Genomic DNA, 26,334 nt, shown 5'->3' with positions numbered 1-26,334 from the left:
AAATTAGAAATTGTAAATTTCAAATTTAAATAATAGCTTTGGCTTATTCAATTAGCTTCTTAAGTAAAAATGCAAATACAAACATTTCAAAATCCTGAGCAATTAGCTATTCATACTGCCCAATTTATTATTGATTTAGTAAGAAATAATCCAAAGGCAACACTCATACTCACATCGGGCGATACACCTGTACTGACCTACAAAAAAATTGTTGAATTAGCTCAACCTGCGGACTTTGAAGAAGTTACAATCATTGGTTTAGATGAATGGGTCGGAATACCTGCTACAAGTGAAGGTAGTTGCCGATATATTGTAGAGGAAAACCTATTAAAACCATTAAAAATAGGCCCTAAACAATACACTTTTTTTGATTCGATATCTAATGATTTGCAAGCCGAATGTGAACGGGTCGATAAATTACTCTTTGAAAAAGGAGGTGCCGACTTAATTATAGTAGGAGTGGGGGTAAATGGACATATTGGATTGAATGAACCTGGTACCAGTTTTGATAATTATTGTCATGTCTCTGACCTTGCAGAAATTACAATCACTGTTGGACAGAAATATTTTACAGAAAATACCACACTCACACAAGGTATTACAATTGGTTTGAAGCATCTGTTAGAAGCAAAATCTGCAATATTGATTGCAACTGGCGAACGGAAGGCAGACATTTTGAAAGAGACAGTTGAACAAGAACCAAATACTGAATTACCTGCAACTGTTTTTAAATTACATTCAAATTCTTACATCTGGCTTGATGAAGCTGCAGCAAAGCTGATATAAGTGATGACAAAAAAAAAGCTAAATTACCTGTTTCTTTTTTTAAGTATCTTGCTGCCGATTCTTTACGGAATCTTTTTTGTGAGAAATTTTTCATTACCGCTGACGGGTGGTGGTGATACTGATGAATGGGAATATGTGGGTTACTATTTATCTGAAAATATACATTTTGCCCCATTTCCTCATATTTCTTTCAATCATAATAATACCTTTTATCCTTTTGGGACTACTCAAGTTTTTTCTGATTGGTCATTGGAGAGTAATTATTGGTTTGCTTTTTTTTATAGTAACTTTGGACATGGCCCGTGGCTTAATTATTATTATGTTATTAGCTTAATCATTTCATTTTTAGGCACTTATCTACTTCTAAAAAAAGAATTTGGTAATGAAAAAGCTTTTTTTGTGGGATTTGTGGTCACTTTTTTGAATTTTTATGCTCTTAATAAATACCCTCACCATTATAACCATAGTACCATCCATTGGACAATTCTAAGTCTATTTTCTGATTTTATCCTTGTCAAACGCATAATTTTCAAAGAAAGTATTTCTTTAAAATGGGTATTCCTAAAAGCATTTATACTGATAGCAACACTTGGCATGAATCTCGGCTATATCTGTGGGTTTGCTTTGAATAGTTTTGTATTAAGTTTAATTGTCGTGGGATTTATTCTTCTAAAAAGGTATTTTAAAGGAGATTTTCAAGTTAGTCAATATTTTAAATTTTGGCTAAGTGAATTAAGATTATTGCCATCATATTATTTTTTGTTGGCTATTCCTTCAATTATTTTATTATATTTCTTTTTGCCTTTGGTACTACAAATTTATGCAGAAGCCAAAACTTATCATCTTGATGATGGGAATGCTCCTCACTTTTGGAGTAATCCAGTTAGGATGTTATTACCTTTTTTTCCGTATTTTAACACGCTACTGAATCCGTTTATTTGGCCAGTTAGGGATATGCCTGAAGGACTTGGCTCGGGTAGTCCAGGGTGGTTTTGCTTGTTGCTTGGAATCACTGGTTTTCTTAAAAACCGTACTAAATATTGGCTTGTTTTCTTGCCATTTATGATACTTTTGTTAATGTCCACTTTTTATCACCCAAATAAAATTCCAACATTAAAAATATTTCCATGGGGTGCATACAATCGTGTACCTTCAAGATTTACATCTTTGATTCCAGTTATTTTTTCTTGCTTTTTTTTGCCAATCCATTGGCAAAGTTTTAGGAAGAAAAATATTTTTTTATTATTGATTACAACCTTTTTTGTACTTGAAGTGTCAATGGTTTATAGTTATCGTTATAGCCAGAAACCATTTGAGTTTGATAAAAACTTTTTTGGCTATCTGGAAAACATAAATCAGCAGAAAGGAGAAGCGGTCATGGATTTTCCCTTTTGCATTGTTGGTGGAGATGGAGCAGGTTTGAAAGAAAATTTATGCCCAATTTTCACTAAAACATGTAATATTTATGCCATGAGTCGATTTCATCATAAAAAGGTTATTGGTGGATATTATAGTCATGTACCCAAAACTGCCATGAATGGCTTTGTGCAAATTGGAGTAGGTAATTGGATGACGCCTGACACAACAGCTTGGGAAAAATCTACCAAAATTATTAATCAATTTTCAGATGAACAATTGGTGCATTTTATTAAATACTTTCAATATAATGACTTTGTTGGAATAAATTTATATGTAGATTTGATTTCAAGTGAGATGTACGAACAAATTCAAAAAAGCTTTGGAAAAGCTACACATAAAACTGTATTTCCAGGTGCTGGAAGGGTTGTTTTTATACCTAAACCGCCACATTGGTATAAATTTGTGAATAAGGAAAAAGCTTTAAAGATGCGTTACCCTTGTGGCTGTTAGAAAAACAATATTATAAAATATTGAGGTTTTATATTATATTTAGAAAAAACCTTTAATTTGCAATACATATTAAACAACTTAATATTATAAAGCCTAATGGCCAAATTACTTCATTTACAAACCTTTTCTTCTGAAAAAGGGAGCTTAACTGTTTTTGAAAAAATACTTCCCGAAGGAGTTAAACGAATATTTTATATTTATGATGCCAAAAATCAAATTCGTGGTGGGCATCGTCACAAACTTGCATTGGTTGCACTTGCCTGTGTAAGTGGAAAGTGTAAGGTTTTTGTCGATAATGGGAGTGAAACGCAAATTTTCGAACTTAGTACACCTGATACATGCCTATTGCTTGACCCAAGCGACTGGCATCAAATGTATGATTTTTCTGATGATGCAGTTCTCTTGGTTCTTTCGGATAGATATTATGAAAAAGAAGATTATATCTATGAGAAATATCCTGAGAGAGTTTTAAAATAGATTTTTTTTCTTTCCAGAATAAAAAATTATAAGAAGAATAGTACCAAAATTTAAATTGTTTCTATAATGATATTGTGATTGGTGTATATACATATATCAGCAGCAATATTTAATCCTTCTTGTACCATTTGTTCAGCAGATAAGTTTGAAGCATGCCTTTTCAGTGCAATTGCGGCCGATTGAGCATACATACTGCCCGAACCAATAGCTGCAATTTGATTATCTGGCTCTAAGACATCGCCAGTACCTGAAATTATAAGTATTTCTGTTTCATTGGCTACAATCAACATTGCTTCTAATTTCCTTAGAAATCGATCAGTTCGCCAATCTTTTGCTAATTCAATGGCTGCACGTTTCATGTTTCCACCATAAGAATTGAGTTTTTCCTCAAAACGCTCAATCAAAGTAAAGGCATCTGCTGTTGAGCCTGCAAAACCCGCAAGGATTTTTCCTCCATAAAGTTTACGAACTTTTCTGACATTACTTTTGGCGATTGTATTACCCATTGTCGCTTGCCCGTCGGCTCCAAGAGCTACTTTACCTTCGTGAATGATACCGAGAACAGTTGTGGCATGTATTTTTTGCATATTCTTTAATCTATCTTCTAAATAAGCAATTGTGCCACGCTTAAAAGCATGGCACAATTGAATTTGTATTATATAAGTATGAATGTATGTCTGATTAAAAATTATATCATCCAGCCATTCATTGATTTACACTAATAATTTGTAAGGTTCTTCCAACAATTGTTTCAATGTTACCAAGAAAGCTGCTCCAGTTGCACCATCCACAACTCTGTGGTCGCAAGTAAGTGTTATTTTCATTACATTGGTTGCATAAAATTGACCATTTTTAACAGCAACAATCTCTTTAATTCCACCAACTGAAAGAATACAAGATTCATTTTTAGGGTTATTGATAATTGAAGTAAACGACTCAATACCAAACATACCTAAGTTACTTACTGTAAATGTATTTCCTTCCCAGTCTTTTGGTTGAAGTTTGCCATTTTTTGCTTTTCCACCTAAGTCTTTGGTTGTCGCTGCTAAAACAGACAATGGCAAAGTATCAGCAAATCTAATTACAGGAACAACTAATCCTTCTGGAATAGCAACCGCCATACCGATATGTACATGTTGATTACGTCTGATATGGTCTTCTCTCCAAGAAGAGTTTACATTTGGATGTTTTTTCAAAGCTACACCGCAAGCTTTCAAAACCAAGTCGTTGAATGAGATTTTCACTGGTGAAGCTTCATTCATCACCTCCCTTGCTTGGATCGCTTTATCCATACAAATTTCCATTGTTAATTGGAAATCGACAGCAGAAGATTGTGATTCAGACAAACTTCTGGCTATAGCTTTACGCATTTGAGTCAAAGGGATTTCTTCATAACTTTCAACACCCGATACAACGGCTGGAGCTGTAACAGTAGCTGTTTTTTCACTAACTGGTGCTTTTGGTGTGAAATTATCAACATCCGATTTTACAATTCTTCCACCTTCACCACTTCCACTAATCTCGGTTAATTTTACACCTTTTTCTTCTGCTAATTTTTTTGCTAATGGAGATGCCAAAACTCTACCACTATTATTTGATGCTTGTACAGGGGCTGATGTAGCTTGAGCAGGTGCTGGAGTAGCGACTGCTTGAGGTTTTTCTGCTTCTTTTGTAGGAGCCGCTGTAGTTACAGGAGCTGCACCCAAAAGAGCTTGATAATTTGCTCCTTCCTCGCCAATAACAGCAATAACAGCATTAATTTTAGCTGCTTGCCCAGCTTCTACACCGATATATAACAATGTTCCATCTTCATAAGCTTCCAATTCCATAGTAGCTTTATCTGTCTCAATTTCAGCTAAAATATCACCAGATTTAATTTTATCACCAACTTTTTTGAGCCAAGTATGAATCACACCTTCAGTCATGGTATCACTTAAAAGAGGCATTGTTACTACTTTTGCTTTGATATTTGAAGTATCAACGGCAGGAGTAGCAACTGGAGCTGGTGTAGCGGCTACTGGGGCAGGTTCTGCTACTGGTGCAACGGGTGCAGGTGTACCTGTCAAAAGACTTTGATAATCCTCTCCAGGTTTACCAATCACAGCCATGATAGCATCAACTGGTACTGCTTGACCCTTTTCAACTCCTATATAAAGTAAGGTTCCATCATAATAAGACTCCATATCCATCGTCGCCTTATCGGTTTCGACTTCTGCCAAAATATCACCTGATTTTACAACATCACCAACTTTCTTATTCCATGCCGCAATGACACCCTCTGTCATGGTATCACTCATTTTGGGCATTCTGATTACTTCTGCCATTTTTTATTATTTGCTTAGATTTTAGATAGTAAATTTAGGTCGGTACTCCATAGCGGTATTTGCTCTGACCGATATTTCTGGGTAAATTTTTTCAACGCTCAAAATTATAACAAAGTAATCGAATGTCCTTAAAAACTAAAGAGAAAGTTTAGTTTATTTTTAAGATTATTGCAAATTACATAAGATCATTGTAAAAAAATATCATTTTGACTATTTTGAAACAATAAAACATCAAATTGACCAAATGATTTTTTTGAAAAAATCTTGTTTTCTAACCTTTTTACCAAGGTTTTATCATCAGTTATGATTGCAGTATAGGTAAAAGGACGCTTTGCATTATAACAGTACTGTAAATCTTGTGGATATTGTATATAAGATAGTTTGAATTTATCACCATATTTATCTCGACCAAACATAAAAAAAGGATGAATCATTTGACTATTTGTAGCTAAACCAATTTGATAATCATTGTTTCTAAGAAAAGTAAAAATACCTTTAAAGTTTTGATAAGTTTGATCGTCAAAAGTAAAATAGCCTTGTTTCCATTCTTTTCGTTCAAAAACATTGTGCTTTACAAAATCATAATAGGTGGTGCTATCAAGCATTGCAAAAATCTCTTTCCTTTGGTTTCTCGTCAAATTAGGAGTAATATTATAAGCTTTTGAACTAAAATGAAGAATTGTTTCTTGATATAACCCTTTTTCTACTAATTTTTGATACTGTTCCTTTTTTAAGGCAGTTTCATTATCACCAATACTGTATGGAACATAAACCAGCATTTTTTTGAAATAATATGCCATTGGCATAATTGGTTTCAACGAATTACAGTAAATATATGGTAATGCAGCAATCATTAACAAAAGTACAGTTGCATTTCTTAGCCAACGATACTTTTTTGAAAGTTCAACAAGCACAAAGCCAATCACCGGAGTAGCAGCTAAAAAGAATGGTAATTGTGTACGAGAATGAAAGGTTTGCCATTTGAAAGCTGAAGCATAAGCGATTAGTCCAACAAATAATAAAGCAAAATAAAGTAAAACTAATCTTTGATTATCTTCTTTTTTCTTGAAATGGATGATCAACCATATTCCACAAAAGATAATAAGAAAAAAGTGAATGAAATTGCCAGAAAAATCCTCTCCGATAGAAAAAATAGTAAAATAAGATGCGAAGGTTGTATGGCTATTATTCAAATCGAAGCCAATTAAATCATGAAATTTGGCAATGAGTTTGTCATAAGCATAATTCCAAGAATTAAAAGGTAAGCCAATATGATTACCGATGATTTTTGAAAGATTTGATAAGGTTACTTTAATGCCTAATTCTTCATTTTTGTAATTATAATAAAGCATACTCTTGGCATTTGGCATAAGGATATTGCCAAATACGATGTAATTCCGGTAAAAAAAAGCACTAAAAGTTACTAAGAATAAACCAATTGAAACAAAGCCAATTTTGATTGATTTCAACCAATCTGTTTTTAGTAGATATATGCCAAAAAAAGCAATAAAACCAAGCCCATACATAAAAATAGAATACTTAGTAAAGCCAGCCAATAGTAAGGACAAAATAGCCCATTTAAAGTTTTCTTGAAAAGATTCTGTTGTTTTTTCGAAAAGCAGAAGACCAAAATAAAGGGTACAACAGAAAAAAAAACTTGATAGATAATCATTTTGACTGGTTGTTGCTTGTAAAATTCCCATCGGAACTGTACAAGTGATAATGGCAACAATCCCTTGCCCTTTTTTCGACATTCCAAAGTTTTTTCCAATCAATGAAGTTGCGAAAAGTGTACCTATAAACGCCACAAAATGAACAGAATTTACAAAACCATCACCTCCAGACAATACAATTGTATGTAAAAGTAAGTATTCAGAAAAAACATTGTAATATAATTGATAGGCACTTGAAGTTGGGTAATGAAATAAATTTTGATTTTGAATCCAAAACATCGCTCTTGCAATATGATAACCAAGGGCATCAGTATTATTTGGTGTAATGTAGATTGTTAAAAAAAGAAGTGTCAGAACAATCAGCAAAAAAAAAGCAAAAATGCTTTTTGGAAAAAAATTATATATTGATTCAGAATAGATTTTACTTGAGAAAAAAGGCTGATGTATTTGAAGAATTCTTTTGTAAAAAAGATACAAAAAGATACTGAACGCAAACAAAAGATAAGTACCAGTGATATATGTACTGTATAATAGACAAAGATTACCTAATATTTCGGTGATGAAAAAAACAAAAACCGAATAAGTAAGCAGGGCTTTTAGGACAGCGACTCTAAGTCCATTAATTGGATTATTTTTATGAAGTAAAAATAATCCAATTATGATAAATAGGGCTAATAATAATGGCATAAAGACGAATCAAAATTCTAAATTATCAATCGAAAAAAATTAATTATTTATTTTTAAGATTGCCATGAAAGCATCTTGTGGCACTTCTACTGTTCCAATCTGACGCATACGTTTTTTACCTTTCTTTTGCTTTTCCAAGAGTTTACGTTTACGAGAAATATCACCACCATAACATTTGGCTGTTACATCTTTTCTTAATGCTTTTACTGTTTCACGAGAAATAATTTTTGCTCCGATGGCTGCTTGAATGGCAATATCAAATTGTTGACGAGGCAATAATTCTCTTAATTTTTCACACAATTTTTTACCCCAATCATAAGCCTTATCACGGTGAACGATGGCCGAAAGAGCATCAACTGGCTCGCCATTCAATAGAATATCCAATTTTACCAATGAAGACTCACGGTAGCCAATCAGGTGATAATCAAGGGAGGCATAGCCTCTTGAAATTGTTTTTAATTTATCAAAAAAGTCAAAAACTACTTCTGACAATGGCAACTCAAATGTAAGCTCCACACGTGTGGAAGTAAGATAAATTTGGTTCTTCAAAATACCACGCTTTTCCATACACAAGCCAATGATTGGCCCAACATAATCTGATGCAGTGATGATTTGTGCATTGATAAATGGTTCTTCAATCCAATTGATAACATTTGGGTCGGGCATTTCTGAAGGGGCAGAAACTTCTAGCAACTCCTCTCTTTTATTGATAACATGGAATTTTACAGATGGAACAGTTGTCAAAACCGTCATATCAAACTCTCGTTCAAGACGTTCTTGAACGATTTCCATATGGAGCATTCCTAAAAATCCGCAACGAAAACCAAAGCCTAAAGCGGCAGAGGTTTCTGGCTCCCAAATTAAAGCTGCATCATTTAATTGCAATTTCTCCATTGCATCACGCAGGTCTTCAAATTCCGTTGTGTCAACAGGGTAAATTCCAGCAAAAACCATTGGTTTTACTTCCTCAAAACCCTTAATCATTTCTTTAGTTGGATTGTCAACTTGTGTAATTGTATCCCCAACTTTTACTTCTTTTGCTATCTTAATACCAGAAATGATATAACCTACATCACCGCAGTCAACATAATCACGTGGCTCTTTTGTGAGTCGTAAAATCCCAACTTCGTCAGCAAAATACTCTTTGCCCGTTGCAATAAATTTTACTTTATCTCCTTTATTAATTCTACCATTTTTTACTCGAAAAATTACTTCAATTCCTCGGAAAGAATTAAAAGTTGAGTCAAAAATCAAGGCTTGTAATGGCTCATTTGGATTTCCTTCTGGTGGCTTGATTCGGTGAATAATAGCGGCCAAAATTTCATTAATACCAATACCTTCTTTCGCACTTGCAGGAATGATAGAGTCTCTATCACAACCAATCAAGTCAACAATTTGGTCTTTCACCTCTTCTGGCATTGCACCAGGAAGGTCAATTTTATTTAAAACAGGAATAATTTCAAGGTCGTGGTCGAGAGCTAGGAAAAGATTACTAATGGTTTGTGCCTCAATACCTTGGGCAGCATCTACAACCAATAAGGCACCTTCGCAAGCAGCAATCGAACGAGAAACTTCGTAACTAAAATCAACGTGACCAGGTGTATCAATCAAATTTAATACATATTCTTGCCCTTCAAACTTATAATTCATTTGAATTGCATGACTTTTGATTGTAATACCTCTTTCACGCTCCAAATCCATGTCATCAAGGACTTGTGCCTGCATATCTCGTCCTGCTACCGTACCAGTAAATTGTAATAGACGGTCAGCAAGCGTACTTTTTCCGTGGTCAATGTGTGCAATGATGCAAAAATTTCGAATATTTTTCATTCAAATACCAAATACGTATGACGGGTTTCCTAACCCATCTTTTTAAAAATGACATTAGACGACTTAGGACAGTCGTCGTACAAGTCCACAAAATTAGTAAGAAAAAGGCAGATTTTTAAAGATATTTTTCTTCAACCAAATAATTAGTTACATAGTCCTTCACAGCATCTTCTAAAGATGTAAAAGGTTTTTTATAGCCAATCATACGTAGCTTACTCATATTGGCTTGTGTAAAATATTGGTATTTATCTCTAATATCTTCTGGAGTATCAATGAATTCTATATCTGGAGAAAGATTTAATGCTGAAAAAGTTGCTTTTGCAAGGTCTAAAAAAGTACGAGCTTTACCTGTTCCGAGGTTATAAATGCCTGAATTTCGACGTGAGTGCATTAGAAATATGCACACGTCAATCAAATCTTTTACATAAATAAAATCTCGCATTTGCTCACCATCTTTATAATCTGGACGATGTGATTTGAAAAGTTTTATTTTACCTACTTTATTAATTTGGTTGAAAGCATGAAAAATGACTGATGCCATTCTCCCTTTATGAAATTCATTTGGCCCATAAACATTGAAAAATTTCAATCCAGCCCAAAAAAATGGTGCATTTTTTTGAAGCAAAGCCCATTTATCAAAATCATTTTTTGAATCTCCATAAGGATTCAAAGGCTTTAATTGAGGAATCAACAATTCATTATCATCGTATCCCAATTCTCCTCCACCATAAGTGGCAGCTGAAGAAGCATATACCAAAGGAATTTGATATTCATAACATTTTTTCCAGATGTTTTTACTATAATTTAGGTTTAATCTGTCAAAAATTTCGGTGTCAAATTCAGTTGTATCAGTTCTTGCACCAATATGAAAACAGAACTCAACCTCAGCTTGATTTTTATCAAGCCAATCGAAGAAATTATCTCGATGAACAAACTCCTGAATTTTCTTGTTGGCTAAGTTCTTCATTTTCAGTGGATTAGAAAAATCATCCACCGCAATAATAAAATTGAAGTTATCTTGATTCAACCGTTGAATCAGACAACTACCGATAAAACCTGCCGCTCCTGTTACAATAATCATAGTATTTTTCCAAAAAAATAATGGTTTGCAAAATTAGAACATTGTAAAATATAAATCCATACACTAAACTTTGATTAAATTGTACTTTTTCAAGAAATAACCTAAATAAAGGTGAGTTGAAAATTTTTGTTGGTAATTTTGTAAAAAAATCAAGTAATCGAATGATTCATATTACAAGAAGAGAAACATTTAACGCTGCTCATCAATTGTATAATCCAAAATGGTCGGCTGAGAAAAACAAAGAAGTTTTTGGACTTTGTTCTAATATTCATGGACATAATTGGGAGCTTTATGTAACAGTCAAAGGTGAAATTGATGAAGAAACAGGGTTTGTGATGGATTTAAAAGATCTAAGCCAAATCATGAAAAATGAAATTATTAATAAGGTTGACCATACGTTTCTGAATAAAGATGTCGATTTTTTGTATGGAAAATTACCAAGTACGGAGAATTTTGCCATCGAAATATGGAAAATTTTAGCCCCTATTATCCCAAACTATTGTAAGGGAAGTCTTCATTGCATTAAACTGGTAGAAACAGCAAATCATTATGTAGAGTATTATGGAAATTAAATGATTGAATGGAAGAATTTTAAAAAAGCATTCACTCATTCAAAATTAATTTTGTATGAAGTATTTTATCATTGCGGGTGAGCGTTCTGGAGATTTACATGGGTCAAATCTTATAAAAGCTATTAAAAGAGCTGATAATTCAGCTCTTATCAGGGCATGGGGAGGTGATTACATGCAAGAGGCAGGTGCTGAAATTTCAAAACATTACCGTGAATTGGCTTTTATGGGGTTCATAGAGGTACTTCTGAATCTTCCAAAAATCTTAGGTTTTATCACAGAATGTAAAAATTCAATTACTCAATTTCAACCAGATGCCATTATTCTGATTGATTATGCGGGCTTTAATATGCGAATTGCTAAATGGGCAAAAAAAGAAGGATATAAGGTTTATTATTACATTTCTCCAAAGGTGTGGGCGTGGAATCAAAATCGAGCTTGGGCATTGAAAAAAAGTATTGATAAATTGTTTGTGATTTTTCCTTTTGAAGTTGAGTTCTTTAAAAAATACAATTATGAAGTAGAGTTTGTTGGAAATCCACTTTTTGATGCTATTGCGTCTTTTAAACCTAACCCACAGTTTTTAGAAGCTAATGGATTGGAACAAAAGAAGATTATCGCATTGCTGCCTGGTAGTAGAAAGCAAGAAGTTGAAAAAATGCTAGAGTTGATGGTTTCTATAAAAGAACAATTTATTGATTATCAATTCGTTATTGCAGGAGTTAGTAATCTTTCGAAAGAGTTTTATCAAAAGTTTTTGAATAAAAATATTAGTATTATTTTTGACCAAACGTATGATTTACTGACACATTCAACTGCGGCATTGGTGACATCTGGTACTGCTACTTTAGAAACAGCATTGTTCAATGTTCCTCAAGTGGTATGTTATAAATCAAGTTGGATTTCATATAAAATTGCCAAACAATTAATTAAAGTGCCATTTATTTCTTTGGTTAATTTAGTTGCACAAAAAGAAGTTGTAAAGGAATTAATACAAGATGAACTTAACAGTGAAAATTTAGCTTCAGAATTAAAAAATATATTACCTAATTCAGTTTTCAGACAGTATCAAATGCTTGATTACAAGATAATTAAGGAAAATTTGGGAACTATTGGAGCTTCAGAGAAAACAGGTAAAAGAATCGTAGAATTATTAAGTAAATAAAGTTTAGCATCAAACAAAATTGTATAAAAATGAGAATCAACATCGTAATTATTATTCTATTCGTATGTTTTGCAGGTATTTTTTCTTGTAAGAAAGGTACTACTGTTGTTGTACCTAAAACAAAAACTGAACTTTTAGCGGGTGTAGCAGGTACTACCTCTAAAACTTGGAAAAATACAAAAGCAGAAGCAACAAATCCTCAAGGGTTAAAAATTGATCTGGTTTCAACTCAACCTACTTGTGTAACAGATAATTTATTGATTTTTTTTTCAAATAAAACTTACGAAATTCGTGAAGGAGCAACCAAATGTAATGCAACTGACCCTGATTTACTTTTGAAAGCTAATTGGAGCTTGAATGCTACCGAAACACAGTTTTCGATTGATAAAATTATTTTTCAAGGCAGACAAGTTGAAAATGTTGTTTTTGATGTTGTGGAATTGACCGAAACAACTTTTGTAGGTAAAACTTCACTTGCGTTGAGTGGTGTAACTTATCAATTTGTAGCAACTTTTGAAGTTGTAAAATAAAGTAAGATTGGTCAATTTGTAGATTTAGGAATTAATTCATTTGTTACATGAACAAATTAGTTAAATCATTTTCAAATCATCGAAATTGACAAATCTTCAAATTAAATTTAATTCTTATTTATATTAAGTCTAAATTTGCGAACATTTACTCGTTTTCTTTTGTTAGAAAGATATGTGAATCACGCAAAATTAATCGCATGAGCAAGGATTTAGAATTATTAGAAGAACTTACAACATCCGAATATAAATACGGATTTTACACTGACATAGAGGCAGACGAAATTCCTGCTGGCTTAAACGAACATGTTGTTCGTTTGATTTCTGCCAAGAAAAACGAACCAGAATGGATGCTCGAATGGAGACTCAATGCGTATCGAGTTTGGGAAACAATGACCGAACCAACTTGGGCTAATGTACATTATAAACCTGTTGATTTGCAGTCAATTAAATATTATTCTGCTCCAAAACAACAAAAAGTAATCAATAGTCTTGATGAAATTGATCCAGAATTACGTCGTACTTTCGAACGTTTGGGAATTTCATTAAAAGAGCAAGAACGTTTGTCTGGTGTAGCGGTTGATGCCGTGATTGATTCAGTTTCAGTTGCAACCACCTTTAAAGTAAAATTGGGAGAATTAGGAATTATATTTTGTTCGATTTCAGAAGCTATCAAAGAGCATCCTGAGTTGATTAAAAAATATTTAGGCTCAGTTGTTCCTGTAAAAGACAATTATTATGCAGCACTTAATGCTGCTGTGTTTTCTGATGGGTCGTTCTGCTACATTCCAAAAGGAGTACGTTGCCCAATGGAACTTTCGACTTATTTTAGAATTAATGCTGCTGGAACAGGTCAATTTGAACGAACTTTAATTGTGGCTGACGAAGGTTCGTACGTTAGTTATTTAGAAGGTTGTACAGCACCAATGCGTGATGAAAACCAATTACATGCCGCAGTTGTAGAGATTTTTGCTCACGAAAAGGGAGAAGTAAAATATTCTACAGTTCAAAACTGGTATCCAGGCGATAAAGAAGGTAAAGGTGGGATTTATAACTTTGTGACAAAACGTGGTTTATGTTTTGGAGCAAACTCAAAAATTTCGTGGACTCAAGTAGAAACTGGTTCGGCGATTACTTGGAAATATCCTTCTGTCATTTTACGTGGTGATAATTCAATCGGAGAGTTTTATTCAGTTGCTGTAACTAATAATATGCAGCAAGCTGATACAGGAACAAAAATGACACATATTGGAAAAAATACTAAAAGTCGTATTGTTTCAAAAGGTATTTCAGCAGGAAAAAGTCAAAACTCATACAGAGGTTTAGTTGATATTTCAAAACGAGCAGAAAATGCCCGAAATTTTTCTCAATGTGATTCATTACTTTTAGGTGACAGATGTGGAGCTCATACGTTTCCTTACATCGAGGTAAATAATTCAACCGCAACGGTGGAACACGAAGCCACTACTTCAAAAATCGGAGAAGACCAATTGTTTTATTGTAACCAAAGAGGAATTCCCACCGAGCAAGCTGTTGCTTTGATTGTGAATGGTTATGTAAAAGAAGTTTTGAATCAGTTACCAATGGAATTTGCAGTTGAAGCTCAAAAGTTATTAGAAATTTCATTGGAAGGAAGTGTAGGATAAGAAGGATTCAATGATGAAAAATTGATAAATTTCAATTGTTTTTGAATACAAAGCAATATATTAAACAAAAAGACTGCTAATTGGCAGTCTTTTTGTTTGTACAATCCAAAAACCTAACGCATGAAGAAGCTACTCTATTTATTTTACATACTCACGATTTCAAATACTTCTTTTGCTCAAAGTGGAAGAATTCAAATTGCTTTTTTAGGTGTTTTTCACATGGGTGAATCGCCTGATTATAAGCAAGGTAGCATTACTGACTTACTTTCTTCTGAACGCCAACAACAAATTCAATCTTTGGTAGATGATTTGGCTAAGTTTAAGCCTGATAAAATATTTGTAGAAAATACACCTGATACGCAGCCTTACTGGAATAATGTTTATAAAAATTATCTCAATGGTCTTAAACCCACGGAGCGAAGCAGTGAATACAACGAAATTTTCCAAATAGGTATTAAATTAGCTAAGAAAATTAATCACCCAATAGGAGTCACATGTGTGAATTTTGTCCAGCCAGATCTGAATACAGGTATAAAATTAGCCCGAAATAAAGTTGATACATTAATGACATTTTACACACATGAACTTGAACTAAATCGCCCAAGTTATGATGAATATTTTGTCAGAAATCCAAGTGTTAAAAAGGCATTTAATGACTATGTTGCCAATTATGAAAGTTGGAAAAGCCTTACAATTAAGCAACATCTGCTCAATCTTAATTCTGAACAAAGCATAGCAACGCTTCATTATTTCAATATTACAGGTTGGATGGATACCAATACAAGAGGATTTGGTGCAGAATTTACTGCAAAAGAGTATTATCGTAACACCAAAATTCTGCAAAACATCCTTTCAAGCGTGAGTCCGTTCGACCGCAAATTGTTGGTTATTATTGGTGGTGGACATGTTCAAGTTTTAAAGGATATGCTAAAAACGCATCCATATTTTGAAGTAGTAGATGCAAAGCAATTATTGAGTGAATGAGTGGTATTGTGAAGGTACGATTAAAAATCTATTCACCCGTAAAACATTCAATTCCTAAATCAAAGGGATTGGTCGATTAAATCTTTCTTCCAATGAAATAAACGTTTCTGTTCGTTGGATTCCGCCAACTTTTTGAATTTTGTCATGCAAAACCTCCCTTAGATGTTGCGTATCTCGACAAACAATTTTTGCAAAAATGCTGTATTGACCAGTTGTATAATTGATAGCAACCACCTCCGGTATTTCTTCCAATTGTTTAGCAACAGTCTCATAAAGTTCGCTTTTATCCAAGTAAATGCCTAAAAAAGCACTTATATCCCACCCTAATTTTACGGGGTCGATGATAAGTTGAGAGCCTTTCACAATACCCATTTCTTCCATCTTACCCATACGCACATGAACTGTACCCCCAGAAACAAAAATTTTTTCGCCAATTGTCGTATATGGCATTTTTGCATCCTGCATTAGAAGTGCTAAAATCTTTAAATCAGTATTATCAATTTCTAATTTTTTCTCCATTTTATTATTTTGTTTTTGAGGATTTATCAATGAAAGTGTAATTTTATTAAAAAAAATATAAATATTCAATATTTTTACTAAAATATTTGCAACAAATAGTTTTTTTGTATTAACTTTGCATTATCAAATTACAACTCAGGAGAGATATTAATAACAACTGAATGTAATTTATCACATTGTAAGGTGATGAAATTGGCAGCCATGCCCTCCTGTCTCGGGGGTGGTGAATATAGGATAAACGCAGCATAAGCCGGAATTTCTTAGTCGACTGGGATTGACCACCAAAATTGTACTGTGGCTAACTACACCGTGGGCGGTTCGACTCCCCCTCTTACAGCAGACAAATCGAAAGTGTGAAAGAATATTTTTATCTATAAATTTCTTTCATACTTTTTTTTTGAGTATTTTTGCTTAGTAAAAATATTATTTGGTTTTTAGTTTGTTGATGAAGTGTAATTGCGACACGTAATTCCGATTTGAGGGTTACGTGTTTTTTTGATTTTATTTTAACCTCCTTAAGCTAACCCTTTTTTGTATAATCACTCAAGCTCTTTGATTTTAAGAAAAATTAGCTTTTTTTTACTAAAAATCTAAAGAATCTTATGAATCAAAGCTCTCCTTTTTTTACCAATGATGCCGTTGTATTGGGTATTTTAATGGTCACATTAGCTCTTATTTTTTATTCAACAACACTTTCACTTTTTGAAAAGTTTTATAAAATTGTTCCATCAATACTGCTTTGTTTTTTTATTCCAGGCTTGTTGAGTTCGTTCAATATTATTTCTGCAAGCGAGTCTCAATTAGACGAAACTGCTTCACGTTTCTTATTGCCAACATGTTTAGTGTTTTTTACTTTGAGCGTTGATTTTAAAGCAATCAAACGTTTAGGTGGAAAGGCTCTCTTTGTTTTTTTTGCTGGTGCTTTGGGTGTAATGGTAGGAGGGCCATTAGGTTTTTGGATTGGTAAAATGATTGACCCAAGTTTTCTTGGGAAAGAAGGAGAGGAGGTTTGGCGAGGTTTAGCCACTATTGCAGGTAGTTGGACTGGTGGAAATGCAAATCAATTAGCTTTGAAAGAAATTTTCCAACCTTCTCCAGCAGTATTTGCTCAAACAAGCGTAATAGATGTATTATTTGCCGAATTATGGTTAGGCTTATTACTGTATTTTGTTGGTAAAGCAGCAATTATTGATAAAAAAATGAAAGCGGATGATTCGGTCATTCATGAAATTAGGGCAAGAGTTGAATTGGAAAATGCCAAACAAAAAAATCCTACCTTCCAAGAATTGTTTATACTCTTGGCAGTTGGTTTTGGAATTACTGGTATTGCTCATCTTATAGCTGATAAAATTACGCCCTTTGTCGAAATAAATTATCCTGCACTCAAAGCTTATAGTTTAGCATCTAAATCTTTTTGGATTGTTACTATTGCATCTTTATCAGGTCTTTTACTTTCAAATACGCGTGCCAGAAATCTTGAAAAGTTGGGTAGTACAAAAATTGGAACGGTGTTTCTCTATATGCTAATCGCAACCATTGGGATGCAACTCCATATTTTTGAAGCATTTCAGAACCCGATGCTTTTTGTAGTAGGCCTAATTTGGATTTTTACCCATGCCATTTTTACAATTATTGCTGCTTATCTTGTCAAGGCACCATTTTTTTTTACGGCTGTGGGGTCGCAAGCAAATGTGGGCGGTGTTGCATCGGCTTCAGTAGTTGCAGCCGCATTTCATCCGTCTTTAGCTCCAATTGGAGTTTTGTTAGCTATTTTAGGCAATGCCATTGGCACGTATTGTGGGTATTTAACAGGTTTAGCTTTACAATGGCTTTCGCATTGAAAAATGTAGTTTATCACCTTATAGATAGATATGCCACCGCTTAATTTTGGATTTTAACTAATAGGCATCATATTTGCTAAATTTTACTCATAACATTGAGGAAATATGAAATTTTTAGCCGTAATACTGACTTGTATTTCTTTGACAGTCATAGCTCAACAAAATCCACAGAAAAAATTTAACTACCAATTTGAGTTAGGAGGTTTTTTTTCTCTAACCAACAAGCTACCTTTTTGGCAAGCTTCCAATCAGTATGGCAGTATTCCAAGCGACTTACCTGCATTTATGTGTCGTCAAAGTATAAAAACTAAAAAAGATACCCTCAATAAATTTTTCAAATTTGATTACGGTTTTGAAGCAGTAACTATTCTTGGTAAAAAGCCACAAATTTTACTTCCTGAGGCTTTTTTGTGTACTAAACTTGGGAAATTTGAATTTTATGTGGGTAGAAGAAAGGAAATGTTTGGAATCGTCGATACGCTAATGAGTTCGGGATCGATTTCATGGTCGGGTAATGCCATGCCCATACCAAAAGTTCAGATTGGAATGCCCAATTATTCAAAACTTTTTTTTAAATGGCTGAGTGTTAAAGGTACTTTTTCACATGGTTGGTTTGGTGATCAAAGGTTTGCTAAATCTTATTTTTTACATCAGAAAACATTGTTTTTTAAGATCGGGAAACCAACTTCAAAGATGAATTTGTATGGCGGAATCGTTCACAATGTTCAATGGGGAGGTATGCCAAAAGTTCCACTTGCACAAGGCGATGACAGATTATTGAATGGACGTTTTCCGCAAGATTGGTTTGTGTATGGAAATGTTGTTTTGCCAATGAAAAATCTTTGGAAGCACTCGCCTAAATTTGCTTCGTATAATGCTTTTGAGACTACCAATCATTTTGGAAATCATCTTGGTTCGGTAGATGCTGCAGCAGAATTTAAGATTAAAAAAAGTCGCCTCTTAGTTTATAAGCAGTTTATTTTTGAAGATGGCCAACTTTTTGGCTTAACAAATACTGATGATGGTCTTTATGGATTGAGTTTTACACCCAAACCAGAATCTTCGTTCAAGAAAGTCGTTTTTGAATATTTATTTACCAAAAATCAAGGACGGTATGAAGCCGGTTTAGCACGTCTTTTAGGATTGAAAGATAGACATCCTAATGAAGAAAATTTCTTGTTTAATCACCAACAATATTTTGATGGCTGGTCATATAATCGTCAAACAATAGGAACACCATTTCTAACACCAGAAGAAAATTTAAGGTCTGAAAAGCAAATAGACAATGGCTATGTTTTTATCAATAATAATAGAGTTTGGGCAGTTTATGCAGGACTTTTGAATCAAATAGGGGTAATACGATTTTCTAATCGCTTATCTTACAGTAAAAATTTTGGAAATACCAGTTTATTGGGAAAGGTAATTGTTCCAGTTGTTCAAATATCTTATTCGGTCAATACAATTATACCATTAAAGCGACTAAAAGCAGACTTAAATGTCAATATTTCTGTGGATCATGGTGATTTAATAAAAGACAACTTCGGAACTTTTGTTTCTATTATAAAGAAATGGTAGTTTGAGCTAATCTTAACCAACAAGCTTTTTGTAAAGTAAATGAACGAAACTTAGGTTGCTACCATCAGATAATATTTTATTAAATTAATTAAACTCATGCAACAGCTTTTAGTCTAATTTACGTCTATCTAATAATTATCCACAATTTAATATTTATATAATAATATGAGCGAAGTAAACACTAAAATTTATTTGAAAGATGCACAAGGAAATGTTCTTCAAGTACAAAATATAAACCGAGGAAATCAACATGAATTTGACGTTGAAAAACTTAAAGATGGAATTTATTTTGTAGAATTGCAACTCCCGAAAGGTCGTTCAGTTTCCCACCAATTTTATATCAATCACTAAAACTATATTTTGCTGTAGCGAAGCTGAATTATGAGTGTTAACGAAATTGATTCGCTAATTTAGAACTCATAATTCAGCTTTTAGCATTATTTATAAATTTCTCTTCTTGCAGAAAGTAATGTATTATACATGAGAGCTGCAACTGTCATTAGACCAACTCCACCCGGTACAGGAGTAATAAAACTACACTTGGGAGCTACTTCATCGAATTTTACGTCACCCTTGAGTGCAAAACCACTTTTTTTAGAAGTATCAATTACACGTGTTAGACCAACATCAATAACTACTGCTCCTTCTTTTACCATATCAGCCGTAATAAATTCTGGTTTTCCAATGGCTGCAATCAGAATATCAGCTTGTTGTGTTATTTCTGCTAAATTTTTTGTTTTGCTATGAACCAATGAAACGGTACAGTTGCCCGGGTAATCATTTCTTTGCATCAAAATACTCATGGGTAAACCTACAATATGGCTTCTTCCAACCACCACGCAGTGTTTGCCTGATGTTTCAATATTATATCTTTTGATGAGTTCTAAAATACCAAAAGGAGTTGCCGAAATATAAGCTGGTAACCCTTTCGCCATTCTACCAATATTGATAGGGTGAAAACCATCTACGTCTTTGCGTGGCTCGATTGCTTCAATGACATTGTCAACATTGATTTGCTCAGGAAGTGGTAATTGAACAATGAAACCATCAATGTCTTCATCGTTGTTGAGCTGTTCGATTATTTCAATTAATTCAGCTTCTGTTGTAGTTGAATCACGTCTGATAAGGGTTGATTTAAAACCAATTTCTTCACAAGACTTAATTTTACTAGCTACATAAGTTTCGCTTGAACCATTATTTCCCACTAAAATTGCAGCTAAATGAGGTATTTTTCCGCCATTTAATATTTGTTTCTCAACTTCTTGTTTAAGCTCTTGTTTTACTTGTGCTGAGATAAGTTTGCCATCTATGATTGTCATGGAACGATATTTTAATGAAGATACAAAGGTCGTTTATTTTTGTCAAAAGTCAAATGGAAGAAAGTATTTACGAATGAGGATTTACGAATGATGAATATTTTACTGTATTGTAATGTATTGATAATAAGTGGTTTATGGTTTGAAATTGTCTTTTTTAATAGATGATTTTAAAAATCATTTATTTATATGCTTAATAACTTTATCCATATCAAATTCATCTTCTCCACTTACAGTAATGACATTTTTTAAACTACTTTTGGTTTTTCCATATTTTAAAAAAGATTGCCAAACATGATCGATAAACCAAGTGGGTTCGTATCCCCAACGAATATCCATTGCTCGGCGTATTAAAAAAGTACGTTTTGAAATCTTTACTTGAAATTTTTTGTCATAAATCTCATTCATTTTTTCATCATAAAAAGCAAAGAGGCCTTCGGCAATCACAATATCGAAGCGACTTCTAAAAAGTTCTACTACTTCTCTATAAAGCTCAAAATCAATTGATTGAGGTGATTCCCAATCAGTTTTGTTTTTTATTTTTGGAATTTGTGTTTCCGGAAAAACAAAATCGTCTTGATGAAAAATGATGGCTTTCTTTCCATTTTTTCTAAAATACGTTACTAAAAGATTGGCTAATGTACTTTTGCCAGAACGACTTACGCCACCAATACCGATAATCATTTTGCTTAATTTTTTGAGTAGGATGAGGTTTATAATACAAATATATCATTCGATTTTAAAGAAAATTAATTTTGGTTATATTTATGACAAAATAATTAAAACCTTAAAAAATGGATAAGAATAAGCTTTCCTATTATGCCAGTTATGTGGCAATTGCTTGTGGAATTTTAATTTTAGCAATAAGAATCTCTATCAAAACAGTTTCTTTGATGAATACTTTTATGGGTATCCTTTTTATAGTTATTGGGATTGCTGGTCTTAGAAGCTTTCGTAATAAATAATGGTTTATTTATCATATTTTTCTTACAATATATTTAGTCAATCAAACCAATGAACAAATTAAAAGCAGTTCTTTTACTCCTGATGATATTTTCTTTCGAAATAGCTTCAGCTCAATCATATATTTATATTAAGCCAGATCGAATTTTTGATGGAGAAAAAAACTTAGAAAGATATGGAGTTTTAATAAAAAACAATAAAATTGAAAGCATTGAAAACCAGTTAACTATTGAGAAGAACTTACCTAAAGATACAAAAGTAATCGATTTGAAAGGTTGTACTTTATTGCCAGGGTTGATTGAAGGACATACCCATCTTTTTTTACATCCTTATAACGAAACGCCTTGGGAAGACCAAGTATTGAAAGAGGCTCGTTCATACCGAACTTCAAGAGCTGTTGTACACGCAGAGCGAACTTTGAAAGCTGGCTTTACCACCGCAAGAGATTTAGGAACAGAAGGAGCTGAATTTGATGATGTTGGCCTTAAAAAAGCAATCAATGATGGTATTATTGAAGGTCCACGTCTCTTGATTGCTACCAAAGCTTTGATCGCTACTGGGAGTTATGCTCCGAAAGGCTTCTCTCCAGATATTCAAGTTCCACAAGGGGCAGAGGAGGCTGATGGTCATGACGATTTAATAAAGAAAGTAAGAAATCAGATTGGTCATGGAGCTGATTTGATAAAAATTTATGCCGATTATCGTTGGGGACTTAGGGGAGAAGCAGCTCCTACATTTTCAATTGATGAAATAAAATTGATTGTAGAAACTGCTAAAAGTGCAGGTCGCCCAACGGTTGCTCACGCTTCGACTGCCGAAGGAATGAGACGTGCGATTTTAGGTGGTGTTGAAACAATCGAACATGGCGATAATGGAACATCAGAAGTTTGGAAATTAATGGTTGAAAAAAACGTTTGTCTTTGTCCGACACTTGCAGCAGGTGATGCAATTAGTCAATATAGAGGTTGGAAAAAAGGTATTGATCCTGAGCCAGAACGAATAAAAAAGAAAAAAGAGACATTTAAACAAGCATTTGATGCAGGTGTAAAAATTTGTTTTGGAGGTGATGTTGGTGTTTTTGCTCACGGCGACAATGCCAGAGAATTAGAAATGATGGTAGAGTATGGTATGAAACCAATCGATGCTCTAAAGTCTGCTACAAGCATTAATAGCGATGCTTTTCATCTTGAAAATCAAGTAGGGAGAGTGAAAGTTGGGTTTTTAGCTGATATTTTGGTTGTTGATGGCAATCCAACACAGAATATCAAAGATATTCGTAATATAAAGTTGGTTATGAAAGATGGAAAGATAATTGGTGAATAGACCATTATCTTTCCAAATATTGAAATTATATAAGCCTAAAAACTGAAATTCCTGAATGTTTTTTGATTCTGTTTAAATAATCAGCAAGTGGTTCTTGAGAAATAATCACTTTTTTGAGATCATAAGACGCATGTAATAAATGAAGCCGACCATTTTGTGTGATAGCAAAACCCTCGTGGTTATAATCTAATCCATCTATAGTTGAAGTGATTGCTATGATATCTCCATCATGAATTTGACTCTCTATTTTTGAGACTTTTGCCTTTGGAATAAAGTAAAAATCATAATCATTTAAATGTTTTTGAGTTTTTGCAATTAACAAATAAGCTTCGTCTTCTTTCAATTTGGGATAAAGTTCACGGTGACTTGTCATAAAGTTTAACTCTTTCTTCTGAATTTGTCCACCAATGAGATTGGTTATATCTTGTCCGATATTATTTTCTTCCGATTGAATCATCCATTCTCTAAAATAATGGAGACGTGAAGTATAACCATTTATTTCACCTTTGCGATAACGAAGGTTTTTTAGTTGTGTATTGAATTTTTCATAACTTGGTTTTTCATGATACTTGATTAATGTCATGGCAATAACACTCTCCACAAAAGTCGAACAATCAAAGTCACGAAGATTACAAACCAACTGTTCTTTTGTATTTACTTCTAAAGTCCCACCTTTGTAAGGCTGTCCGATGAAACTTTTAGCAATCGAGAGGGCAGTTTGTGCTTTAGATTCACTTTTAGGCAATTTCATTTTTTGCATAAAAATCATTTCATCAGCACTTTGAGCAAAAACTACATTTGTAATAATTAATAGAATAACTGTAAAAAAACTTTTTTTCATGAGAACGGTAGAATATTTTTCAAGAAACGATAAATGAAATTTAAAATTGTTTTATTTGAGTAATCGAGTATCAAAACTAAAAGGTTCAGTTTTTAAGATTTTTACTTTTGAAAAATCAGCGTGCAGTGGATTGACTAAATAATTAAATTCTCCTTCCACAACCGCCGAAGGAACTTTCATAACTAAATACTCATTAGTTATTAGCCATTTTGCTGCTATTTTCTTTGTAGATTCGCCTGGTTCAAGATTTTTCCAGTCGCTCGGTAGAGATTTTATTGGAAATTCGATGATAGAATCATCAGGAATATAGAGACTTATCAATTGATAATTGAGTGGTAAAAAAGCATTGGTCAAATGAACCAAAACTTCTACCAAAGCCAATGCACGAGTGCCTGCCGTATATAAAACAGCCTCTCCTTTTTGATTCCAACGACCACCATGTAGTCTTGCACCAGTTCCTGAAAGGTCATTGGCATATTTTGCAGTAGCGAGTCTAAAAACTTCCATTATGCTAAAACTCCATGCTCAATTCGACCGATTTCGTCCAAAACCATCTCGAATCCAAAACCAGTATCTAACATTTCAAGTGGTGTTTTTGAACTAAGAAATGGATTTGGGTGCCTCATCCAACCTTTAAATCTTTCCAAATCACCCCAAACTTCTTTGCCTCTTTCATACAATTTGGCTAATTGAATGGCTTTTTCAGAAGCAATTTTCTCTAATTTTTTATTATCAGGATACCTTTGAAGCGTTCTTTCCGAAAGATTGATAATGATTGCCAATTCTTTTCCAGAGAATGACAATTGTTTTGCCATCTTCACCACTGCGTTTTTAGGAATCCCTGTACGTGCTAATTCAATCAAATCAGATTGAGTTTTGACAGCTTTATTAAATAGTAGAAACATACTTTTAGACATTTGTCGTAAAATAAACGCTATTTGTCGTCTTTTGCAAGACTTATTACAAAAATATTTGTGAATGAGCGATTGATGATTGTGTGATTTTTGAATTTGATGGACTTTTTTACTACTCACTAGCTCATTAATCTCTCCACATCCAATATCTCAATCGGAATATTTGCCATCAAATCTTCATTACCATTTTCAGTAATTAAAATATCATTTTCGAGTCGGATACCGAGTTTTTCTTCTGGAATATAAATACCTGGTTCGCAAGTGAGAATCATTCCAGCCTTAAAAGTTTCATAGCGACTACCCACATCATGTACATCAAGTCCGAGGTGGTGTGAAATGCCATGAGGGAAATATTTTTTATACAAAGGAGCATCATCCGATTGTTTGTCAACTTCATCAGCATTCAATAAACCAAGCTCTATCAATTCAAATTCCATGATTTTTCCTACATCTTTTCTCAATTTTTCCATGTTATTACCAACAATGAGCATTGATCTGGCAGCTTTCATTACTCTTAAAACTGCTTCATACACTTGCTTTTGTCGTTGGGTAAATTTCCCATTTACAGGCAAACATCTTGTAATATCAGCATTATAATTACCATATTCTGCACCAAAATCCATTAAAATTACATCTCCATCTTTACAATTAAGATTATTGGTAACATAATGAAGAACACAGGCACTTTCACCTGATGCTAAAATAGGAGAGAAGGCATGACCCCTTGAACGATTCCTAAGAAACTCATGGCTTAGTTCTGCCTCCAATTCAAATTCTGCTATGTTGGGTTTCAAATATCTCGCCATTCTTACAAAACCTTTTCCTGTAATTTCAATCGCTTTTTTTATCAAAGCTATCTCAATAGGTTGCTTGATTACTCTCAATTTGAACATCAACGGAGCTAATCTTTCGACTTGATGTAGTGGGAATTGTTTTTTAAATGTAGAAATAAACCGTCTTTCTCGACTTTCAAATTGCCAATCAGCACCATCATGTTCGTTTAGATTGAGATAGACCTGCTCGGCTTCAAAAATTAATTTACGCAATATTGTTTCAAAATTATTTGTCCAAACGATTTTTTGGATGCCTGATACTTCAGTTGCTTGTTTTTTCGATAATTTTTCTCCTTCCCAAATTTTGATATGTTCACTTGTCTCACGTACAAAAAGAATCTCTCTAAATTTTTCATCTGGGAAATCAGGAAAAAGTACCAATATACTTTCTTCTTGGTCGATACCTGTTAGATAAAAAATGTCGTTATTTTGATGAAAGCCTAAAGTTCCATCGGCATTACTTGGCATGACATCATTTGAATGCACAATTACAAGTGAATTAGGCTTTAGCAATTTCTTTAGACGCTCTCTATTTGAGATAAAAAGTTGCGAGTCAATTTTTTCGTAACGCATTGTCGTTTTTTTGATTGT

Annotated in this window: 25 protein-coding genes; 13 read left to right on the top strand and 12 right to left on the bottom strand. The window is 33.4% G+C overall.

Annotated features, from left to right (window positions below; all coding sequences use genetic code 11):
* Window positions 1-69 precede the first annotated feature (69 nt).
* The 3 genes from ACQUQZ_RS11905 (at window position 70) to ACQUQZ_RS11895 (ending at window position 3,132) form a co-directional block, all read left to right on the top strand.
* Window positions 70-786, top strand: a complete 717-nt coding sequence (locus tag ACQUQZ_RS11905; protein ID WP_435355155.1) for a glucosamine-6-phosphate deaminase — start codon at window positions 70-72, stop codon at window positions 784-786.
* 78 nt (window positions 787-864) lie between these two features.
* Entirely contained in the window at window positions 865-2,655 is a 1,791-nt protein-coding gene (locus ACQUQZ_RS11900) for a hypothetical protein (protein ID WP_435355154.1), read from the top strand.
* 96 nt (window positions 2,656-2,751) lie between these two features.
* Window positions 2,752-3,132 carry a sugar 3,4-ketoisomerase gene (locus ACQUQZ_RS11895; RefSeq protein ID WP_435355153.1) on the top strand — a complete coding sequence of 127 codons (381 nt, stop codon included), beginning with the start codon at window positions 2,752-2,754 and terminating at the stop codon, window positions 3,130-3,132.
* A gap of 50 nt (window positions 3,133-3,182) precedes the next feature.
* On the opposite strand, the gene hslV is transcribed toward ACQUQZ_RS11895, so the two are convergent.
* From hslV to rfaD, 5 genes are all read right to left on the bottom strand, one after another.
* A complete protein-coding gene (gene hslV / locus ACQUQZ_RS11890) occupies window positions 3,183-3,719 on the bottom strand; it encodes an ATP-dependent protease subunit HslV (protein ID WP_435355152.1) in 537 nt (178 codons plus the stop codon).
* Between the two features lie 126 nt (window positions 3,720-3,845).
* Complete coding sequence (locus ACQUQZ_RS11885; protein WP_435355151.1) at window positions 3,846-5,456, bottom strand: 2-oxo acid dehydrogenase subunit E2; 1,611 nt, start codon at window positions 5,454-5,456, stop codon at window positions 3,846-3,848.
* 185 nt (window positions 5,457-5,641) lie between these two features.
* Window positions 5,642-7,816: a hypothetical protein gene (locus ACQUQZ_RS11880; protein WP_435355150.1), complete on the bottom strand. Its 2,175-nt coding sequence runs from the start codon at window positions 7,814-7,816 to the stop codon at window positions 5,642-5,644.
* Between the two features lie 39 nt (window positions 7,817-7,855).
* Complete coding sequence (gene lepA, locus ACQUQZ_RS11875; RefSeq protein WP_435355149.1) at window positions 7,856-9,646, bottom strand: translation elongation factor 4; 1,791 nt, start codon at window positions 9,644-9,646, stop codon at window positions 7,856-7,858.
* A gap of 115 nt (window positions 9,647-9,761) precedes the next feature.
* Window positions 9,762-10,727, bottom strand: coding sequence for an ADP-glyceromanno-heptose 6-epimerase (rfaD, locus tag ACQUQZ_RS11870; RefSeq protein WP_435355148.1), 966 nt, complete (start codon window positions 10,725-10,727; stop codon window positions 9,762-9,764).
* A 161-nt stretch (window positions 10,728-10,888) separates the two neighbouring features.
* On the opposite strand from rfaD, the gene ACQUQZ_RS11865 reads away from it, so the two are divergent.
* The 5 genes from ACQUQZ_RS11865 to ACQUQZ_RS11845 all read left to right on the top strand — a co-directional run bounded on the left by ACQUQZ_RS11865 (window position 10,889) and on the right by ACQUQZ_RS11845 (window position 15,618).
* On the top strand, window positions 10,889-11,299 hold the full coding sequence (locus tag ACQUQZ_RS11865; protein WP_435355147.1) for a 6-pyruvoyl trahydropterin synthase family protein: 411 nt from the start codon (window positions 10,889-10,891) through the stop codon (window positions 11,297-11,299).
* Window positions 11,300-11,354: 55 nt separating this feature from the next.
* On the top strand, window positions 11,355-12,461 hold the full coding sequence (gene lpxB, locus ACQUQZ_RS11860) for a lipid-A-disaccharide synthase (protein ID WP_435355146.1): 1,107 nt from the start codon (window positions 11,355-11,357) through the stop codon (window positions 12,459-12,461).
* Window positions 12,462-12,490: 29 nt separating this feature from the next.
* Entirely contained in the window at window positions 12,491-12,991 is a 501-nt protein-coding gene (locus ACQUQZ_RS11855; RefSeq protein WP_435355145.1) for a hypothetical protein, read from the top strand.
* A 197-nt stretch (window positions 12,992-13,188) separates the two neighbouring features.
* Window positions 13,189-14,634, top strand: coding sequence for a Fe-S cluster assembly protein SufB (sufB, locus tag ACQUQZ_RS11850; protein ID WP_435355144.1), 1,446 nt, complete (start codon window positions 13,189-13,191; stop codon window positions 14,632-14,634).
* A 120-nt stretch (window positions 14,635-14,754) separates the two neighbouring features.
* Window positions 14,755-15,618 carry a DUF5694 domain-containing protein gene (locus tag ACQUQZ_RS11845; protein WP_435355143.1) on the top strand — a complete coding sequence of 288 codons (864 nt, stop codon included), beginning with the start codon at window positions 14,755-14,757 and terminating at the stop codon, window positions 15,616-15,618.
* A gap of 54 nt (window positions 15,619-15,672) precedes the next feature.
* On the opposite strand, the gene ACQUQZ_RS11840 is transcribed toward ACQUQZ_RS11845, so the two are convergent.
* Window positions 15,673-16,137 carry an Lrp/AsnC ligand binding domain-containing protein gene (locus ACQUQZ_RS11840; protein ID WP_435355142.1) on the bottom strand — a complete coding sequence of 155 codons (465 nt, stop codon included), beginning with the start codon at window positions 16,135-16,137 and terminating at the stop codon, window positions 15,673-15,675.
* A gap of 602 nt (window positions 16,138-16,739) precedes the next feature.
* Between ACQUQZ_RS11840 and ACQUQZ_RS11835 the strand changes: the two genes are divergently transcribed.
* The 3 genes from ACQUQZ_RS11835 to ACQUQZ_RS11825 all read left to right on the top strand — a co-directional run bounded on the left by ACQUQZ_RS11835 (window position 16,740) and on the right by ACQUQZ_RS11825 (window position 19,904).
* Window positions 16,740-17,978, top strand: a complete 1,239-nt coding sequence (locus ACQUQZ_RS11835; protein WP_435355141.1) for a DUF819 domain-containing protein — start codon at window positions 16,740-16,742, stop codon at window positions 17,976-17,978.
* A gap of 105 nt (window positions 17,979-18,083) precedes the next feature.
* The gene (locus ACQUQZ_RS11830; protein WP_435355140.1) at window positions 18,084-19,553 is read left to right on the top strand and encodes a capsule assembly Wzi family protein; all 1,470 of its coding nucleotides are present in this window, start codon (window positions 18,084-18,086) and stop codon (window positions 19,551-19,553) included.
* A gap of 165 nt (window positions 19,554-19,718) precedes the next feature.
* On the top strand, window positions 19,719-19,904 hold the full coding sequence (locus ACQUQZ_RS11825; protein WP_435355139.1) for a T9SS type A sorting domain-containing protein: 186 nt from the start codon (window positions 19,719-19,721) through the stop codon (window positions 19,902-19,904).
* Window positions 19,905-19,990: 86 nt separating this feature from the next.
* Here ACQUQZ_RS11825 and ACQUQZ_RS11820 read toward each other — a convergent pair whose 3' ends face one another.
* Window positions 19,991-20,872 carry a bifunctional 5,10-methylenetetrahydrofolate dehydrogenase/5,10-methenyltetrahydrofolate cyclohydrolase gene (locus ACQUQZ_RS11820; protein ID WP_435355138.1) on the bottom strand — a complete coding sequence of 294 codons (882 nt, stop codon included), beginning with the start codon at window positions 20,870-20,872 and terminating at the stop codon, window positions 19,991-19,993.
* Window positions 20,873-21,046: 174 nt separating this feature from the next.
* Window positions 21,047-21,553 carry a uridine kinase family protein gene (locus tag ACQUQZ_RS11815; RefSeq protein ID WP_435355137.1) on the bottom strand — a complete coding sequence of 169 codons (507 nt, stop codon included), beginning with the start codon at window positions 21,551-21,553 and terminating at the stop codon, window positions 21,047-21,049.
* A 110-nt stretch (window positions 21,554-21,663) separates the two neighbouring features.
* On the opposite strand from ACQUQZ_RS11815, the gene ACQUQZ_RS11810 reads away from it, so the two are divergent.
* Both ACQUQZ_RS11810 and ACQUQZ_RS11805 read left to right on the top strand, forming a co-directional pair.
* Window positions 21,664-21,834 (top strand): hypothetical protein, encoded by a 171-nt coding sequence (locus ACQUQZ_RS11810; protein WP_435355136.1) that lies wholly within the window; start codon window positions 21,664-21,666, stop codon window positions 21,832-21,834.
* A gap of 49 nt (window positions 21,835-21,883) precedes the next feature.
* On the top strand, window positions 21,884-23,155 hold the full coding sequence (locus ACQUQZ_RS11805) for an amidohydrolase family protein (RefSeq protein ID WP_435355135.1): 1,272 nt from the start codon (window positions 21,884-21,886) through the stop codon (window positions 23,153-23,155).
* 25 nt (window positions 23,156-23,180) lie between these two features.
* On the opposite strand, the gene ACQUQZ_RS11800 is transcribed toward ACQUQZ_RS11805, so the two are convergent.
* From ACQUQZ_RS11800 to ACQUQZ_RS11785, 4 genes are all read right to left on the bottom strand, one after another.
* Window positions 23,181-23,996 (bottom strand): N-acetylmuramoyl-L-alanine amidase-like domain-containing protein, encoded by an 816-nt coding sequence (locus ACQUQZ_RS11800; RefSeq protein ID WP_435355134.1) that lies wholly within the window; start codon window positions 23,994-23,996, stop codon window positions 23,181-23,183.
* Between the two features lie 51 nt (window positions 23,997-24,047).
* Complete coding sequence (locus ACQUQZ_RS11795; RefSeq protein ID WP_435355133.1) at window positions 24,048-24,503, bottom strand: RES family NAD+ phosphorylase; 456 nt, start codon at window positions 24,501-24,503, stop codon at window positions 24,048-24,050.
* The gene (parS, locus tag ACQUQZ_RS11790; RefSeq protein WP_435355132.1) at window positions 24,503-24,901 is read right to left on the bottom strand and encodes a type II RES/Xre toxin-antitoxin system antitoxin; all 399 of its coding nucleotides are present in this window, start codon (window positions 24,899-24,901) and stop codon (window positions 24,503-24,505) included. The genes ACQUQZ_RS11795 and parS overlap by 1 nt, the downstream gene beginning before the upstream one ends.
* Window positions 24,902-25,029: 128 nt before the next feature.
* On the bottom strand, window positions 25,030-26,316 hold the full coding sequence (locus ACQUQZ_RS11785; protein WP_435355131.1) for an aminopeptidase P N-terminal domain-containing protein: 1,287 nt from the start codon (window positions 26,314-26,316) through the stop codon (window positions 25,030-25,032).
* Between the last annotated feature and the right edge of the window lie 18 nt (window positions 26,317-26,334).

Source organism: Emticicia sp. SJ17W-69 (genome assembly GCF_051209875.1).
GTDB lineage: Bacteria > Bacteroidota > Bacteroidia > Cytophagales > Spirosomataceae > Emticicia.
The sequence above is the reverse complement of the archived record's forward strand: the minus strand, read 5'-3'. Positions and strand labels throughout refer to the sequence as shown.

What these genes read in the sequence shown, in the direction of transcription:
- ACQUQZ_RS11865 (WP_435355147.1), top strand. Translation starts at nt 10,889, where the DNA reads ATGATTCATATTACAAGAAGAGAAACATTTAACGCTGCTCATCAATTG.
- ACQUQZ_RS11815 (WP_435355137.1), bottom strand. Translation starts at nt 21,553, where the DNA reads ATGATTATCGGTATTGGTGGCGTAAGTCGTTCTGGCAAAAGTACATTA.
- rfaD (WP_435355148.1), bottom strand. Translation starts at nt 10,727, where the DNA reads ATGATTATTGTAACAGGAGCGGCAGGTTTTATCGGTAGTTGTCTGATT.
- ACQUQZ_RS11895 (WP_435355153.1), top strand. Translation starts at nt 2,752, where the DNA reads ATGGCCAAATTACTTCATTTACAAACCTTTTCTTCTGAAAAAGGGAGC.
- ACQUQZ_RS11905 (WP_435355155.1), top strand. Translation starts at nt 70, where the DNA reads ATGCAAATACAAACATTTCAAAATCCTGAGCAATTAGCTATTCATACT.
- lepA (WP_435355149.1), bottom strand. Translation starts at nt 9,646, where the DNA reads ATGAAAAATATTCGAAATTTTTGCATCATTGCACACATTGACCACGGA.
- ACQUQZ_RS11885 (WP_435355151.1), bottom strand. Translation starts at nt 5,456, where the DNA reads ATGGCAGAAGTAATCAGAATGCCCAAAATGAGTGATACCATGACAGAG.
- sufB (WP_435355144.1), top strand. Translation starts at nt 13,189, where the DNA reads ATGAGCAAGGATTTAGAATTATTAGAAGAACTTACAACATCCGAATAT.
- ACQUQZ_RS11835 (WP_435355141.1), top strand. Translation starts at nt 16,740, where the DNA reads ATGAATCAAAGCTCTCCTTTTTTTACCAATGATGCCGTTGTATTGGGT.
- hslV (WP_435355152.1), bottom strand. Translation starts at nt 3,719, where the DNA reads ATGCAAAAAATACATGCCACAACTGTTCTCGGTATCATTCACGAAGGT.
- ACQUQZ_RS11820 (WP_435355138.1), bottom strand. Translation starts at nt 20,872, where the DNA reads ATGACAATCATAGATGGCAAACTTATCTCAGCACAAGTAAAACAAGAG.
- ACQUQZ_RS11810 (WP_435355136.1), top strand. Translation starts at nt 21,664, where the DNA reads ATGGATAAGAATAAGCTTTCCTATTATGCCAGTTATGTGGCAATTGCT.
- ACQUQZ_RS11830 (WP_435355140.1), top strand. Translation starts at nt 18,084, where the DNA reads ATGAAATTTTTAGCCGTAATACTGACTTGTATTTCTTTGACAGTCATA.
- ACQUQZ_RS11785 (WP_435355131.1), bottom strand. Translation starts at nt 26,316, where the DNA reads ATGCGTTACGAAAAAATTGACTCGCAACTTTTTATCTCAAATAGAGAG.
- ACQUQZ_RS11800 (WP_435355134.1), bottom strand. Translation starts at nt 23,996, where the DNA reads ATGAAAAAAAGTTTTTTTACAGTTATTCTATTAATTATTACAAATGTA.
- ACQUQZ_RS11880 (WP_435355150.1), bottom strand. Translation starts at nt 7,816, where the DNA reads ATGCCATTATTATTAGCCCTATTTATCATAATTGGATTATTTTTACTT.
- ACQUQZ_RS11795 (WP_435355133.1), bottom strand. Translation starts at nt 24,503, where the DNA reads ATGGAAGTTTTTAGACTCGCTACTGCAAAATATGCCAATGACCTTTCA.
- ACQUQZ_RS11805 (WP_435355135.1), top strand. Translation starts at nt 21,884, where the DNA reads ATGAACAAATTAAAAGCAGTTCTTTTACTCCTGATGATATTTTCTTTC.
- parS (WP_435355132.1), bottom strand. Translation starts at nt 24,901, where the DNA reads ATGTTTCTACTATTTAATAAAGCTGTCAAAACTCAATCTGATTTGATT.
- ACQUQZ_RS11855 (WP_435355145.1), top strand. Translation starts at nt 12,491, where the DNA reads ATGAGAATCAACATCGTAATTATTATTCTATTCGTATGTTTTGCAGGT.
- ACQUQZ_RS11825 (WP_435355139.1), top strand. Translation starts at nt 19,719, where the DNA reads ATGAGCGAAGTAAACACTAAAATTTATTTGAAAGATGCACAAGGAAAT.
- ACQUQZ_RS11845 (WP_435355143.1), top strand. Translation starts at nt 14,755, where the DNA reads ATGAAGAAGCTACTCTATTTATTTTACATACTCACGATTTCAAATACT.
- ACQUQZ_RS11840 (WP_435355142.1), bottom strand. Translation starts at nt 16,137, where the DNA reads ATGGAGAAAAAATTAGAAATTGATAATACTGATTTAAAGATTTTAGCA.
- lpxB (WP_435355146.1), top strand. Translation starts at nt 11,355, where the DNA reads ATGAAGTATTTTATCATTGCGGGTGAGCGTTCTGGAGATTTACATGGG.